General features: G+C 39.7%; 19 protein-coding genes. All 19 read left to right on the top strand.

All coding sequences use genetic code 11. The features are described from left to right. Positions 1–23 precede the first annotated feature (23 nt). The 19 genes from C9E88_RS06680 to C9E88_RS06770 all read left to right on the top strand — a co-directional run bounded on the left by C9E88_RS06680 (position 24) and on the right by C9E88_RS06770 (position 14,839). Complete coding sequence (locus tag C9E88_RS06680; RefSeq protein WP_106985817.1) at positions 24–1,037, top strand: aminoglycoside phosphotransferase family protein; 1,014 nt, start codon at positions 24–26, stop codon at positions 1,035–1,037. Continuing rightward, positions 1,037–1,726 carry an N-acetylmuramate alpha-1-phosphate uridylyltransferase MurU gene (gene murU, locus C9E88_RS06685; protein WP_106985816.1) on the top strand — a complete coding sequence of 230 codons (690 nt, stop codon included), beginning with the start codon at positions 1,037–1,039 and terminating at the stop codon, positions 1,724–1,726. Before C9E88_RS06680 ends, murU begins: the two co-directional genes overlap by 1 nt. 85 nt (positions 1,727–1,811) lie before the next feature. Continuing rightward, the gene (rsmG, locus tag C9E88_RS06690) at positions 1,812–2,444 is read left to right on the top strand and encodes a 16S rRNA (guanine(527)-N(7))-methyltransferase RsmG (RefSeq protein WP_106985815.1); all 633 of its coding nucleotides are present in this window, start codon (positions 1,812–1,814) and stop codon (positions 2,442–2,444) included. A gap of 25 nt (positions 2,445–2,469) precedes the next feature. Further along, entirely contained in the window at positions 2,470–3,252 is a 783-nt protein-coding gene (locus tag C9E88_RS06695) for a ParA family protein (RefSeq protein ID WP_106985814.1), read from the top strand. Beyond that, positions 3,249–4,136 (top strand): ParB/RepB/Spo0J family partition protein, encoded by an 888-nt coding sequence (locus tag C9E88_RS06700; protein ID WP_106985813.1) that lies wholly within the window; start codon positions 3,249–3,251, stop codon positions 4,134–4,136. The genes C9E88_RS06695 and C9E88_RS06700 overlap by 4 nt, the downstream gene beginning before the upstream one ends. 31 nt (positions 4,137–4,167) lie before the next feature. Beyond that, the gene (locus C9E88_RS06705; protein WP_106985812.1) at positions 4,168–4,815 is read left to right on the top strand and encodes a MotA/TolQ/ExbB proton channel family protein; all 648 of its coding nucleotides are present in this window, start codon (positions 4,168–4,170) and stop codon (positions 4,813–4,815) included. 8 nt (positions 4,816–4,823) lie between these two features. Next, positions 4,824–5,246 carry an ExbD/TolR family protein gene (locus C9E88_RS06710; RefSeq protein ID WP_106985811.1) on the top strand — a complete coding sequence of 141 codons (423 nt, stop codon included), beginning with the start codon at positions 4,824–4,826 and terminating at the stop codon, positions 5,244–5,246. Then, complete coding sequence (msbA, locus tag C9E88_RS06715) at positions 5,246–6,973, top strand: lipid A export permease/ATP-binding protein MsbA (RefSeq protein WP_106985810.1); 1,728 nt, start codon at positions 5,246–5,248, stop codon at positions 6,971–6,973. The genes C9E88_RS06710 and msbA overlap by 1 nt, the downstream gene beginning before the upstream one ends. Positions 6,974–6,975: 2 nt before the next feature. After that, positions 6,976–7,995, top strand: coding sequence for a tetraacyldisaccharide 4'-kinase (lpxK, locus tag C9E88_RS06720; protein ID WP_106985809.1), 1,020 nt, complete (start codon positions 6,976–6,978; stop codon positions 7,993–7,995). Next, positions 7,992–8,753 carry a 3-deoxy-manno-octulosonate cytidylyltransferase gene (gene kdsB, locus C9E88_RS06725; protein WP_106985808.1) on the top strand — a complete coding sequence of 254 codons (762 nt, stop codon included), beginning with the start codon at positions 7,992–7,994 and terminating at the stop codon, positions 8,751–8,753. Before lpxK ends, kdsB begins: the two co-directional genes overlap by 4 nt. 12 nt (positions 8,754–8,765) lie before the next feature. Continuing rightward, complete coding sequence (locus C9E88_RS06730) at positions 8,766–9,746, top strand: DNA polymerase III subunit delta' (RefSeq protein ID WP_106985807.1); 981 nt, start codon at positions 8,766–8,768, stop codon at positions 9,744–9,746. 13 nt (positions 9,747–9,759) lie between these two features. Next, a complete protein-coding gene (locus tag C9E88_RS06735) occupies positions 9,760–10,101 on the top strand; it encodes a PilZ domain-containing protein (RefSeq protein WP_106985806.1) in 342 nt (113 codons plus the stop codon). A 29-nt stretch (positions 10,102–10,130) separates the two neighbouring features. Further along, a complete protein-coding gene (locus C9E88_RS06740; RefSeq protein ID WP_106985805.1) occupies positions 10,131–10,904 on the top strand; it encodes a TatD family hydrolase in 774 nt (257 codons plus the stop codon). Between the two features lie 43 nt (positions 10,905–10,947). Beyond that, a complete protein-coding gene (locus tag C9E88_RS06745) occupies positions 10,948–11,562 on the top strand; it encodes a TetR/AcrR family transcriptional regulator (protein ID WP_106985804.1) in 615 nt (204 codons plus the stop codon). 9 nt (positions 11,563–11,571) lie between these two features. Beyond that, the gene (locus C9E88_RS06750; RefSeq protein ID WP_106985803.1) at positions 11,572–12,126 is read left to right on the top strand and encodes a prepilin-type N-terminal cleavage/methylation domain-containing protein; all 555 of its coding nucleotides are present in this window, start codon (positions 11,572–11,574) and stop codon (positions 12,124–12,126) included. Beyond that, complete coding sequence (gene gspI, locus C9E88_RS06755) at positions 12,116–12,496, top strand: type II secretion system minor pseudopilin GspI (RefSeq protein WP_106985802.1); 381 nt, start codon at positions 12,116–12,118, stop codon at positions 12,494–12,496. Before C9E88_RS06750 ends, gspI begins: the two co-directional genes overlap by 11 nt. Next, positions 12,493–13,158: a type II secretion system protein GspJ gene (locus tag C9E88_RS06760; RefSeq protein ID WP_106985801.1), complete on the top strand. Its 666-nt coding sequence runs from the start codon at positions 12,493–12,495 to the stop codon at positions 13,156–13,158. The genes gspI and C9E88_RS06760 overlap by 4 nt, the downstream gene beginning before the upstream one ends. Next, complete coding sequence (gspK, locus tag C9E88_RS06765) at positions 13,158–14,117, top strand: type II secretion system minor pseudopilin GspK (protein WP_106985800.1); 960 nt, start codon at positions 13,158–13,160, stop codon at positions 14,115–14,117. Before C9E88_RS06760 ends, gspK begins: the two co-directional genes overlap by 1 nt. Before the next feature lie 125 nt (positions 14,118–14,242). Next, entirely contained in the window at positions 14,243–14,839 is a 597-nt protein-coding gene (locus C9E88_RS06770) for a 6-pyruvoyl trahydropterin synthase family protein (RefSeq protein WP_106985799.1), read from the top strand.

The following is a 14,839-nucleotide window of genomic DNA, read 5'->3' on the forward strand; positions in this document are numbered from 1 at the left end:
GCCTGTTTTAGAAATAATCGCAAATGAATACACAACGTGAACAATTGATACAATCATGGATGACATCTGTACTCGGTTCAGATCAATTTGAAACTCATTTTTTAGCAGGCGATGCTAGCTTTCGTCGTTATGCACGAATCAAATTGAATAATAAAACATTTATGCTCATGGATGCACCTCCAGAAAAAGAAGATTGTGTGCCTTTTGTGACGATTGATGAATTTTTCGATGCACATGGTGTACGTGTACCACATATTGTGGCGAAAGACTTTGATTTAGGTCTTTTATTGTTGGAAGATTTTGGTGATGTATTGCTGTCTACAAAATTAAATGATGAAACAGTAGATGCGCATTATGCACAAAGTTTCAAACAGTTAATTCAATTACAATCGATTGCGGGTCAAGGTCATTTCCCTGAGTATGCTTACGAAAAACTCATTTCAGAAATGGAATTACTTACAGATTGGCTACTTCCTTCACTTAAGATCCAACCAACTGAAGCTGAAAGTGCTTTAATTAAGCGAACTTTTGCTATTTTAGCCAATGCTGCTTTAGCACAGCCTCAAGTTATTGTGCATCGTGATTTTCATAGTCGTAATCTGATGTTATTGGAAGGTGAGTCAGAGCAAGGTGTCATTGATTTTCAAGATGCCGTAATTGGTGCAGATACTTACGATCTGATTTCGATTACACGAGATGCTTATGTGCAATGGAATCCTGAGCGTGTCTATACGTGGTTTAAAGTATTTTATGATCTACTTCCTGTGTCTGCAAAAGAAGGTCGTGACTTTGAGCAATTTAAAAAAGACGCAGATTTAATGGCAATTCAGCGCCATATTAAAATTTTGGGTATTTTTGTTCGCTTGTTTGAGCGTGATGGTAAGTCTGGTTATTTAAAAGATTTACCGCGTGTGATGTGGTATTTGCTCGAAGAAAGTAAGCCGTATGCAGAATTACAACCATTTATGCAGTTTATTCAGGCTAAAGTGTTGCCAAAATTTGAAGAGAAATATGGCAAATACGAGGTTGAAGCATAATGAAAGCCATGATTTTAGCTGCTGGGTTGGGCAACCGCATGCGACCTTTAACGCTATATAAACCGAAACCATTGTTGGAAGTGGGGGGTAAGCCTTTAATTGTTTGGCATATCGAGAAACTTAAATCTATTGGTGTGACTGAAATTGTAATTAACTCGGCATGGTTGGCGGATGTATTGATAGGCGCTCTCGGCGATGGTTCACAATTTGGTGTCGATATACGTTGGACACGTGAATTGGAAGGTTTAGAAACAGCGGGCGGTATTATTAATGCCTTAGCACTTCTAGGGACAGAGCCATTTATTTTGGTCAATGGCGATGTGTGGACGACATTTGATTTTGCATCACTCTTAGATGTGCAACTAAATGATGATTTAGCACATTTAGTGTTTGTAGAAAATCCTGAGCAACATCCAAAGGGTGATTTTACATTGGATGCTGGCCGTGCTTACACCTTTGAGCAGGCACATGCGGGAGAGGCACTCACTTATAGTGGAGTTGCTGTGATTGATCCTAAGATGTTCGATGGCCTAGAGGCGGGTAAACGTCCATTGGCGCCACTCTTAAAACAGGCCATGCACGACGGAAAAATTGCTGCAGAAAAAATGCAGGCGGTTTGGGTAGATGTAGGCACTCCTGAGCGTTTAAGTGCACTAAATCTCCAGATTCGTGAAGGGATGTACGTTTAAGTGCATATTCGCTAGACACATCCTGCTGTGACAGGCAGGATAAATCGTTATACTTCCATCTAAATTTTCGAGACGTAAATTGGTTATGCATACTTTTTTTCAAGAACTCAAGCAAGGTAGTCAGGCTTTAGGTTTAAGCTTAAGCGATGAAGCTTTAAATTTATTACTCAAATACCAAGATGCTTTGGTGTTATGGAATAAAGCATATAACTTGACTGCGATTCGTGATCCAAAAGAAATGTTGGTTAAGCATTTACTAGATAGCCTTAGTATTTTAAAAGATTTACCTGCAGGTCGTCTTTTAGATATTGGTACAGGTGGGGGTATGCCGGGTATGATTATTGCCTTGTGTCAGCCTGAACGCCAATGTGTATTACTTGACTCAAATGGCAAGAAAATTCGCTTCTTAAAGCAATTTATTGCAGATTTAAAATTGAGTAATGTAGTCGCAGTACAAACACGTGTCGAAAATGAAGACAGCATTCAAGAGCTTGGTAAATTTGATGTCATTACCAGCCGTGCTTTTGCCTCATTAACAGATTTTATTCATGCGTCACTTCCATTTATGCATGACAACAGCATTATTGCTTCTATGAAAGGGCTGATTCCAAGCGAAGAAGTCGAAGCTTTTAAAGATCAATTTAGCTGTAAAATTATTGAGTTAAAAGTTCCACGTTTGGATGAACAGCGTCACTTGTTGCTGTTAAAACGTATTTAATTTTTTCAAAGGATTTGGGGTTACCATGGCACAGATTATTGCGATTGCGAACCAGAAAGGTGGTGTCGGTAAAACTACAACCGCAGTAAATTTGGCTGCATCATTGGCCGTACTTAAAAAACGCGTATTACTTGTGGATATGGATTCACAAGGCAATGCGACGATGGGTTCTGGCATTCAAAAAAATGATCTGCTGTATTCGGTAACTGATGTATTGCTGGGCGAAATGCCGATTGAAACAGCAATTAGTAAAGCTGAAGTTGGTTATAAGGTATTGGGTGCAAACCGTGATTTAGCAGGTGTTGAGCTTGCAATTGCGGAGCAGCCTGGCCGTGAATTTATCTTACGTGAAGCCTTAAAAGAGGTTGAAGATAAATTTGATTATATTATTGTCGATTGCGCGCCAAGTTTAAGCTTGATTACGGTGAATGCTTTGGCTGCAGTGGATGGCGTGATTATTCCAATGCAATGTGAATACTACGCTTTGGAAGGTTTGGCTGATTTAACGCAAACGATTGATCGTATTCAGCAAGCATTAAACCCAGACTTACAAATTGTAGGTGTTTTACGCACCATGTATGATGCGCGAAATGCTTTGACACGTGATGTTTCAGCAGAACTAGAACAATATTTTGGCAAGAAGCTATATGAGACGGTTATTCCACGTAATATTCGTTTAGCAGAAGCACCTGCGCATGGTTTGCCAGTCATTTATTTTGAGAAAAGCTCGAAGGGTGCAGTGGCATATTTAAACCTTGCTGCTGAAATGTTAAAGAAAAGCAAAGTAAAAAAAGGAATTAAAGCATGACAGTAAAAAAACGCGGATTAGCGAAAGGTCGTGGTCTAGACGCGTTGCTTGGTTCCATTCAAAAAGAAAAGTTGCAACTCGAAGCACAATCTTTGGACCATGGTCAGCTCAAACAAATTGATGTTCATTTACTCAAACGTGGCGAATATCAGCCACGTCGTTATATTAATGAGCAAGACTTACAAGAATTAGCGGCATCAATCGAAAAACACGGTGTGATGCAGCCAATTGTGATTCGTCCAATTGAAGATGAAAAGTACCTGTATGAAATTATTGCAGGTGAGCGTCGTTGGCGTGCCGCACAGTTGGCCGGTTTAACGGAAGTGCCTGCAATTGTTCGCGATTTAACGGACCAAGTTGCAATTGCTTTGGCTTTAATTGAAAACATTCAACGTCAAGACTTAAATCCAATTGATCAGGCGATGGCATTACAACGATTCCATGATGAGTTTGGTTTAAGCCATCAAGAAATTGCCGATACAGTGGGTAAAGCACGTACGACAGTAAGTAATTTACTACGCTTATTAACTTTAGCTGAGCCTGTAAAAGACTTTATGCAACAAAGCCTTTTAGACATGGGTCATGCACGTGCAATTTTGACGCTAAAAGCCAAAGATCAGCTTAAAGTGGCTGAACATGTGATTGAAAAGAGCTTGTCTGTGCGTCAAACCGAACAATTGGTGCGAGACATGAATGCGCCAAAACAAGTCAAAGAAAAACAAGCAGCATCTTCAGATATTCAGCAATTAACACAACGTTTATCTGATCGTTTTGGTGCCGATGTTAAAATCGACCATAACAAACAAGGCAAAGGCAAGTTGGTGATTAATTATCATTCACTCGAAGAGTTGGATGGTATTTTAAATATTTGCTTCGCAGATTAATTTTGTATTTCGATTTATTGGGGAAAATCAAATGTGGGAATTAGTCAAAGCAGGTGGGTGGCTGATGCTACCCTTGGTACTTTGTTCGATTTTTACCGTAGCTATTACGATTGAGCGATTTATTCGCTTGAAAAAATCGACAGTATTACCCACTGCATTGTTAATGAAAAAAAATCAAAGTGCAGATCAAGTTGTAAAGGTTATGCGCCAAAGCCAAGCGCTACAAGACAGTACGCTTGGCCGTATTTTTTTAGCTGGCTATGAAAGCAAAGACCAAGCACAGCAATATGCCAGTGCTCAAATGGAAGCTGTGGCTTCTCAAGAAATTGGTTTTTTAGAAAAAAATGTAAATTTCTTGGGTACACTAAGTGCAGTAGCGCCATTACTAGGTTTGTTGGGTACAGTGCTGGGTATTATTGAATCATTTTTAATGATTGATGTAGGTACGAATAGTGATCCAGTACTGATGATGCCGGGTATTTCAAAGGCTTTGATTACGACAGCGGCGGGTATGCTAATTGCAATTCCAGCATTATTCGCACATCGTTATTTTCAGCGTTTGGTGCAAGAATTTACAGCCGAACTTGAACAACAATCGACCTTATTTCATGCTGCATTATTTTATAAAGCAACACCTGTAGCTGAACGACAAGATCAAGACATGCCAAAAGCAAGCTGAGGTCTAAAATGAAGTTCAGACGCCGTCAAGTTGAAGATATTCATATCAACCTAACACCAATGATTGACTGTTTATTGTTTATCTTGGTGTTTTTGCTGTTGTCGACGTCATTTAACCAAATGAGTCGAATGAATTTAACCCTGCCAGATGCGCAGGGTGTGCCACCTAAGCACTATGATCAAAAAATTGAAGTGACGGTAGACGCTACTGGACACTATGCTGTGAATGGGCAGTCCTTAGAGGGGAAGGATACTGTAGATTTAAATACGGCAATTAAACAGATTTCTCATGATCGCCGTGATTTAATGTTTATTATTGCTGCGGATGCCAAAGCTGCACACCAAGATGTCATTCGTGTCATGGATGTCGCTGGTCAGTTAGGTTTCGTGAACGTTAATATTAGTACCAAAGTACCAACTCGAGGTTATTAGTGAAGCAAGATGTTAAGGTCTATCTGCGCCTGTTAAGCTATTTAAAGCAATTTTGGGGCGTAGCATTATTGGTTGTACTTGGTTTTGCGATCAATGCTGCAACAGAAGTTTCTGTGGCAAAATTGCTAGAGAAAATCATTAATGCGATTCAGAATAAAGACCAAAGCTTTACAACACTGTTTCCACTGCTAGTTGTGGTGCTGATGTTCTTCCGCGGTTTGGGTTTATTTATGGGTGGGTATTTCACGGCAGTGATTTCCCGTAATTTAATCTTTAATATCCGCCAAGAAGTATTTGCTAAGCTTATGCGATTGCCATCGCAGTATTATTTAGATAATTCGAGTGGCCATATTACTGCCAAAATTATGTATAACGTCGAGCAATTAACCGCTGCATCGACCGAATCATTAAAAACGTTATTACAACAAGGTTTAATTACACTGGCCTTAATGGGCTATTTAATTTATACCAATTGGCGTTTGACCTTAATTATTTTGGTATTTGGCCCTTTGATTGGCTTGTTGATTCGTAAGGCATCGAAACGGATGCGTAAACTATCGAATCAAGTACAAGATACGATGGGTGATGTAAACCATGTGGTGCAAGAAACTGTAAACGGCAATATGGTGGTCAAAGGTTTTGCTGGGCAAAGTTATGAACAACAACGTTTTCATGAAAGCTCAATGGAAAACTTACGCCGTGGCTTGAAAATGGTAGTGGTACAACAGCTGAATAGTCCAGTCGTACAGTTGATCATGTCTATTTCTTTGGCCATTATTATGTTTATTGCCCTAAGACCTGAGATTTTGCGTGAAACGTCTGCGGGTGAGTTTGTTGCCTACATTACTGCAGCGGGTATGTTGGCGAAGCCAATTCGTTCTTTAACGGATATTAACGAAAAAATTCAACGTGGTATGGCTGCTGCATATTCAGTATTTGAATTATTGGATCTACCAGAAGAAGAAAATAAAGGTACATTAACACCAGCCTTAACAGGTGAAATTGAATTTAATAATGTGAACTTGACCTACTCAGATGGTTATCATGCAATTCATGACTTTAACTTAAAAGTGAATGCGGGTGAAACGGTCGCTTTAGTTGGGCGGTCTGGTGCAGGTAAGACCTCATTGGTTAACTTACTTCTGCGATATCAAGAGATTAGTTCGGGTCAGTTAAAGCTCGATCAAATGGATATTCATGATATTGAGCTGAATGCATTGCGGTCACAAATTTCAATGGTGAATCAGCAAGTGGTGCTTTTCAATCGTACGGTACGTGAAAATATTGCTTATGGTCAGTTGGGATTTGCTAGTGATGAGGAAGTGATTGCAGCTGCTAAAGCGGCGTATGCACACGACTTTATCATGAACTTACCACAAGGTTATGATACGCCATTAGGCGCGCAAGGCTTAAACTTGTCTGGTGGTCAGCGTCAACGTATTGCTATTGCTCGTGCAATATTAAAAAATGCGCCAATATTGATTTTGGATGAAGCAACCAGTGCTTTAGATAATGAATCGGAGTACTTTATTCAGCAAGCCTTTGATACTGCAATGAAAGATCGTACTACAATTGTGATTGCTCACCGATTGTCGACGATTGAAAATGCGGATCGTATTGTGGTGATGGATAAAGGCCTGATTGTAGAGCAAGGCACGCATGCAGAGTTGCTTGCAAAACAAGGTGCATATTTCCAATTACATCAGCGTAATTTTGAGGAGCACTAAGCATGTCGGTCGCACAGTTAATACAAGATGCTTGGCATAAACAAGCAAAGTGGCTAATTGTGTTCCGACCGTTGTCGTGGCTTTATCGTGGCGGATTTTTACTGAATAAGAAAATGTATGCCACGGGTCTTAAAAAAAGTTATACCGCGCCAGTGCCTGTTATGGTGATTGGTAATATTACCGTGGGTGGAAGCGGTAAGACGCCATTGCTAATTCACTTGGTTAATTACTTACAAAGCTTAGGCCTAAGTGTAGGTGTCATTAGTCGTGGTTATGGCGGTAAAGGCCCATTTCCAGCCTATGTCGATCTGAATGCAGAAGCCGAGCAAGTGGGTGATGAACCTGCTTTGATTGTTCAGTCTACGGGTGTGCCGATGGCCGTGGGTGCCAATCGTCAAAAAAGCATTGAGCTATTGCTGAGCAAGCATCCTCTAGATTTAATTATTTGCGATGATGGTTTGCAACATTTGGCACTCAATCGACAGTTAGAATGGATTGTGCTGGATAATAACCGTGGTTTGGGAAATGAAAAAATTTTACCTGAAGGCTATTTGCGCGAACCTAAAAGTCGCTTAAATACGGGTACGGTGATTGAGCATGCATCTCATGCCATTAGTCCACTCAATATGCACTTAGAGGCGTCAGAGCCTTATCTGCTTAATAGCACGACTGAGCAAGTGTTTAATCCACATCAAGCATTTTATGCTGTGGTTGGCATTGGTTTTCCACAACGTTTTTATACAACTTTGGAAAATATGGGTATTCACCAGTTCCAATGCCATGAATTTCCAGATCATTATGAATACGAACTTGCAGATTTACAGTTTGAAGATAATTATCCAATTATCACCACTGAAAAAGATGCAGTTAAAATTTTACCCTTACTCAAACAACACCCAAATATACAACGTGAGATTTGGGTTGTTCCTGTAGATGCTGTACTTTCAGCAGATTGCTATCGCACCTTGCATCAGCAATTGAGTCAATTGGGCATTACTCTTCCTGAAGGCAGTATTTTATGAAACATATCGTCATCCCAGCGCGTTTTTCGAGTTCTCGTTTACCAGGTAAGCCGTTGTTGGAAATTCATGGTCGTCCTATGATTTTACGCGTTGTAGATCAGGCTAAAAAAGTAGAAGGCTTTGATGACTTATGTGTAGCAACAGATGATGAGCGTATTGCAGCAGTATGTCGTGCAGAAGGTATTGATGTTGTGTTGACCTCGGCAGATCATCCTTCAGGTACAGATCGTTTGAGCGAAGTTGCGCGTTTAAAAGGTTGGGATGAAAACGATATTATTGTCAATGTGCAAGGCGATGAACCATTGCTTCCAGCGCTATTGGTTAAACAAGTCGCTCAATTATTAGAGCAACAGCCTGCCTGCTCAATGTCTACACTGTGTGAGCCTATTCATCATTTAGATGAATTTAAGCGTGATAGTATTGTGAAGGTGGTTATGTCAAAACATCACCAAGCATTATATTTTAGCCGTGCAACCATTCCTTATGATCGAGATGGTGCGAAGCTTGCAGAGCAAAAATTACATGATCAAGCTTATCGTCATCTAGGACTATATGCATATCGCGTTAAACTTTTACAAGAGTACGTGAGCTGGGATATGGGCGTGTTAGAAAAGCTGGAAAGCTTAGAACAATTACGTGTTCTTGAAAATGGACATCGTATTGCGATAGCTGTAGCAGAAGCGAATTTGCCACCGGGTGTCGATACTCAAGAAGATTTGGATCGCTTAAACCAAATGGATGTAGCACATTTTGAATAAGGATAATTATCCATGCAAAATGATGTAAAAGCACCTGTATACCCTTGGCAGGAAAATGTCTGGCACACCTTAACCAGTCGTTTTCCACAAATTGGGCACGGTTTACTGTTTTATGGCAAAAATGGCTGTGGAAAAGAAACATTTGCACAGTCATTTGTTGCTTGGGTGCTTTGTCAAAATCGTGATAGCCATCGCTATGCATGTGGTGAGTGTGGTAGTTGTCAGTGGCTAAAGTCTGATACACATCCAAATTATGTGCACATTAGTACAGATGAAGACAATAAAAAGCAAAACGCCAAGATTAAAATTGAAAAAATTCGAGATCTTTTACCTTTTGTGCAACAAACGGTGGACGGTTGGCGTGTCATTGTTATTGAACCAGCAGAAGCATTAAATACTGCTTCTTCTAATGCTTTACTCAAGACCTTAGAAGAGCCTGGTGAGCGTATTGTTATTATTCTGTTGGCAGATCATTACTTAAAATTGCCAGCAACGATTCGTAGTCGTTTACAGCACTTTGCGCTTGATCGAATAAGCCCATCGCAGTCGGAGCAGTTTTTACAAGAAAAGATTGCTACGGATAGATTTAGTCATGAATTATTGATGAATTTGTCTGATCAAATGCCATTGCGCGCTGTGAATTTGGCTGAGGCAGAATGGCTAACATTAAGACAAGACTTCGTTGATGATTGGCAAAAACTGATCAAACAGAAAAATATGCCGATGGCAATTGCGACCAAATGGAACAAAGCACTAAGTTTTAGTGATTTTAGTCAAATGTTTGAATACTTGTTGTCCGATATAATTTGTGTCAAGCTAAATCAATCAATTAAAAATATTGATTTGAATTATAGTGATTTACCAGCGCAGTATTCTTTAGAAGCGTTGTTTGGTATTTATGCTGATTTTCAGCAATCTAAGCGGTTTATTGAGCAAAATGTACAAACCAATCTTGTGCTCGATCAGCTGTGCATCAAATTAATGAATATATAAAAAGGGGAAAAGGATGCAGCCACGTATGGGCGGAATTATTCAGGCGAATATCCCAGATGTAGATACACTTTTTGCATGTTATATGCCTTATGTTTCTGGTGGTGGTTTATTTGTGCCGTCAAATCAGCCAGTTAAAATGGGTGAGGAAGTTTTTATTTTGGCGACATTGCCTGAGCAAACACAAAAAGTACCCTTAACAGGTAAGGTGATCTGGATTTCCCATAAACAAAATGGGGTGAAACCTCAAGGTTTTGGGATTCAATTGAGCGGTGAAAAAGGCGTTTACTTCCGTTCTGAAACAGAACGATTACTTACAGGGCTTAAAACTGAAGGGCGTAGAAGTTACACTATGTAGAATTTGAATTTTAGCGAATAGGTTTCATTGTGTTTGTAGATACTCATTGCCATTTGATTATGTTGGATTTAAGCCCTTATGGTGGGGATTTGGATTTGGCATTGGCGCAAGCCCGCGAAGCGGGTGTTTCAAAATTTATGAGTATATCAGTTGATTTGGACGATCACATTGAGCTGGCTAAAATTGCAGCCCGACATGCAGATGTGGGTTATACCGTAGGTGTGCATCCATGCGAAGATGCTCAAACCATGGCGCGTGCGACGACAGAGTATTTAATTGAACTTGCACAACCCGAAAAAGTTTGGGCTTTGGGTGAAACTGGTCTTGACTATTATCACAGTACGGACTTCGTTACAGAGCAAAAAGAATGTTTTGCTCGCCATATTCATGCTTCGCAAGCAGTGAACAAGCCTGTGGTTGTGCATACTCGTGCAGCTAAACACGATACTGTGGATATCATTCGTGCTGAAAAATCGACACATGGTATTTTGCATTGCTTCACAGAAGACTGGGAAACTGCAAAAGCAGTATTGGATTGCGGTTATTATGTATCGTTTTCAGGCATCGTTTCATTTAAAAATGCGCAAGATCTGCGTGATGTCGCTAAGCAAGTTCCACTCAATCGCGTGTTGATTGAAACAGACAGTCCTTATTTGGCGCCTATGCCCTATAGAGGAAAGTCTAATGAACCAAAGTATGTGCCTTATGTAGCCAAAGCATTAAGTGAAGTATATGATAAACCCGTTGAAGAGATTGCGCGTATAACGATGCAAAATTTTGAGAATCTCCTCAAGCAAAAGTAAAAAATTGAATGATATAGCGTATAAGAGAGTTAATAGGGTGAAGATGGATCGTCAAGCTCAATTCAGAGCAAGAGAAGCGTTAATTTTTCAAGTTGCAGAGCAATTGCTGCTTGAAAATGGTGAAGCAGGGATGACGCTAGATGCATTGGCGGCAGAGCTGGATTTAGCAAAAGGCACTCTATATAAACACTTTCAAAGTAAAGATGAATTATATATGTTGCTCATTATTCGTAATGAGCGCATGTTGCTTGAAATGATCAAGGATACAGATAAACAATTCCCTGAGCATTTAGCTTTCTTTATGCTACATCATTTACATCATCCTGAAAGAACTGTGCTGTTTCATCAAATTGAAGAGCGTTTATCTACAACTGGTGTGGGTATCCAGCATTTGTTTAATGAGCTTTATCAAGTTCGTAAGCAACGTCTACGCTTAATTATTCGAATGACAGAAAGCTATTTAGCATTAATTGAAAGTAAAATGGTTGTACGTGATTATTTGGCTTCAATTTGGTCGCTTACGCATGGTGCTGCTGCAATTTTGAACTCAAGTTTCTATCAGCGTTATCTAGGTTCAAGAGATACGTTAAGGGTTGCTTACATTGATCAAGCTTTAGCACTGCCTAAGCTGACGCATGCTGTTCCACAATTTGCGTAAAGGCATGCTATGAACTCACCAAGACGATCATCCATCAAGGGTTTTACTTTAGTTGAGGTGATGGTCGTCATTGTGGTGATGGGTATCTTAGCCTCCATTATTTTAATGAATATTGGTGGTACAGATCAGCGTAAAGCCATGCAAGCCAGAGAAGTCTTTCTCATGGATATGCAGAAGATGTTAAGAGTTGCCAATGATCAATCGCGGATATTGGCTTTAAACCCGCAATCTGCAACAGATGTGGCTAATTTTCAGTATAATGTTGTCGAATATTTACCTACTCAGCAAACGAGTGGGTCTTACAATCAAAATAATCAATGGAAAACCTATTCGGAGTTTGAGCCGCGCATTTTGCCGGATCATGTGTCATTAAGTATTCAAGCTTTAGATCATGCCTATCGTAATGCAAATAATTCTGAATTATTAAAGCATAGCGCACCTAAGTTAATTTGGTTGGGTAATGGCGAGGCTAAACCAGTAAGAGTGCAATTTTATTTAAATGACCAACCGATTGGTTCAGAAATAGAAATAGACCATTTAGGTAAAATAGTTGATGAAAGCTAAAGGGTTTACTTTGTTGGAAGTAATGGTGGCGCTGGCAATATTTTCAGTCGCTGCGATTGCTTTGACTAATGTTGCACGACAATACACGCAAGCCACATCAAATGCTGTTTTAAGAACCAAAGCACAATTCACTGCGCTGAATGAAATTGCCATGATGGAAATCAATCAAGAGTGGATGAGTGGTACATCGTCTAAACAAGTGACGCAGCAGGGTGAAACGTGGCAAATTGATAAAAGCGCTCAATCCACCATTAGCCCAAATGTACAACGTGTTGATGTGCATGTGAGCTTAGTAAATGCAGAAACTGGGCAAGTAGAATCAGGTGTGACCAACTTACTTTTCTTTAATCATCGGATTAAAAGCTCATGAAACTAAAAAAAGCATGGGGTTTTACCTTGGTGGAGTTGTTGGTTGCAATCGCAATTTTTGCGGTATTGTCTGCGCTGGGTTGGAAAGTGTTTGATTATATTGCAAAAGTCAAAACTCAAAATGCAATGCATGAAAGCAAATTGGGACAATTACAAGAAAGTTACAAACAAATATTAAGAGATACAATGCAAGCTGTGCCATTGACTGCAAATATTGCTGGACAGGTGCAGGCAGCGTTAACTTTGCAAAATAACAAATTGGCGTTTAGTAAAACAGGGGTAACCGACCCACTTAATCAAGGTGTGGCTGCGGATGAGCGGGTAGAATATGTTTATCGTCAAGATGAGCAGAAATTATACCGTTTAAAATATCCAAATATTAATCAATCTGGGCGTGATCAGCCAGACAGTAGTGTTTTGCTCAATGGCGTAGAGCAATATCAAATTACAGTATTAAACCCCAATGAGCTCACCACTTGGCCAGATTCAGTGGGCAACTTAAGTAGTGATGCGGAAAAGCAACGCTTACCGCGCGGGCTTAAGTTGAACTTAACAGTAAATGGTGTAAGTTATGAGTGGATTTTTAGTTTACTCAATACGGACTTTTTAGAAGAGAAAAAAACTGTTAGCACGCCAGATGGTAACCAAGGAGTGTCATCTTAATGCACATTAAGGTTGGAACTCAAAAAGGTGTTGCCTTGTTGACCATTTTGGTGATGGTGGCCTTGGCGACAATTTTAGCAGCAGGAATTGCCAAGCAACAGGCCAATACAGCAGAAAGCACGTCTTATTTGATGCGTCAAAATCAGTCTTTATTGTATGCAAAAAGTGCAGAAGCATTTTTTGCCGAACTTTTAAAAGACGATGCTGAAAATGCAGGACAAGTCGATCACTTACAAGAAAACTGGGCTAAACCTATGCCTGCTTTTCCAGTTGAAGATGGTTCAGTGGCTGGTGTTTTAGAAGATGAATCAGGTAAGTTTAATCTCAATAGCTTGGTGAATAACGAAGGTCAGGTCAATGAAAATGCCAAAGCTTGGTTTGAACGGATTTTGGTGCAAGTGGGTCTCCCTGCTCAATTGAGTGAAGCGGTTATTGACTGGCAAGATTTGGATGATCAACCTCTAGGTTCAATGGGTGCAGAAGCGAGTTATTATCAAGGCATGGCAAATGCGTCATTGCCACCCAATGCTAAATTTCATGACGTGGCAGAATTAAAACAAATTCGGGGTTTTGAGGCAGGCAAAGATCAATTAATTGCACCTTATGTAACAGCCATTCCAAGTCACGATAGTAAAGTGAATATAAATACTGCGTCGGCATTTTTATTGGCAAGTTTGGATGAAAAGCTTGATGTGAATGCGGTAAAGCAGGCTGTCGAGCAACAGCAAGCCAATTTAAAACATTTTGAAAGTGTTTCGGATTTATGGGCTTTAGCACCATTTTCAGAGGTATCAGAAGAAAAACAATCTGCAGTGAATACCTTGCTTGGTGTTCAGTCTGAATGTTTTAAAGCCAAAATTCAGGTTGAACTAGGTGGGAGAAAACGCCAGTTTAGCTCGCAAATGATCAGAAAAGATAAAGATGTCTATGTGGCTTATCGGAGCATGGCGCCATTTTAGTCAAAAAATCTTTGTGTGGCTGATGCATTTTGTCAATCATAGTGAACAGTAAAATTAATGCTCAAACATTTACTTTTGCTTTATAATTATAGGTCATCTAGAGATTTTTAATTGCATTACGGCACATGATAATTCGTAAGTTATTTAAGTTTGAAAATGCGCATATTGTGCGTAATTGCACATCAGATCGTTGTAAACGTTCCATTCATGGGCATAGTTATAAAGTAGAGTTGCTTTTGAAAGCATCGAAACTTGATCATGGGCAAATGGTCTACGATTTTGGTTTGCTCAAAGGTGTGATCAAAGACTTGTATGATAGTTTTGATCATGCGATTTGCTATTGGAATCAAGACAGTCAAGAATATATTCAAGCATGTGAAACATTTAGTGCGCGTTGGGTATCATTACCAGTATCACCGTCAGCTGAACAGTTTTCGCGTATTTTCTTTTATTTGGCACAACAAGTTTTAGCATCGACAGAAACACAAAATGGTGAAGGTGATGTTGAAGTTTACTCTGTCATTGTGCATGAAACAGATACTGGCTATGCACAAAGCTTTTTAGAAGATATTCAAAATGAACAAATGGGTGTTTTGGATTTAGAGCAAATTGTATTTTCTGAGCAAATTCAAGCAGAATGGTCAAATCCACAGATGTTCGAACAACTGAAAAAAGGTCTGAAATTTCAAAACCCTCAGGTAGAGTTACAAGTTAAACTCTAA

It is taken from the genome of Acinetobacter cumulans, assembly GCF_003024525.3.
In the GTDB taxonomy this organism is placed as follows: Bacteria; Pseudomonadota; Gammaproteobacteria; order Pseudomonadales; family Moraxellaceae; genus Acinetobacter; species Acinetobacter cumulans.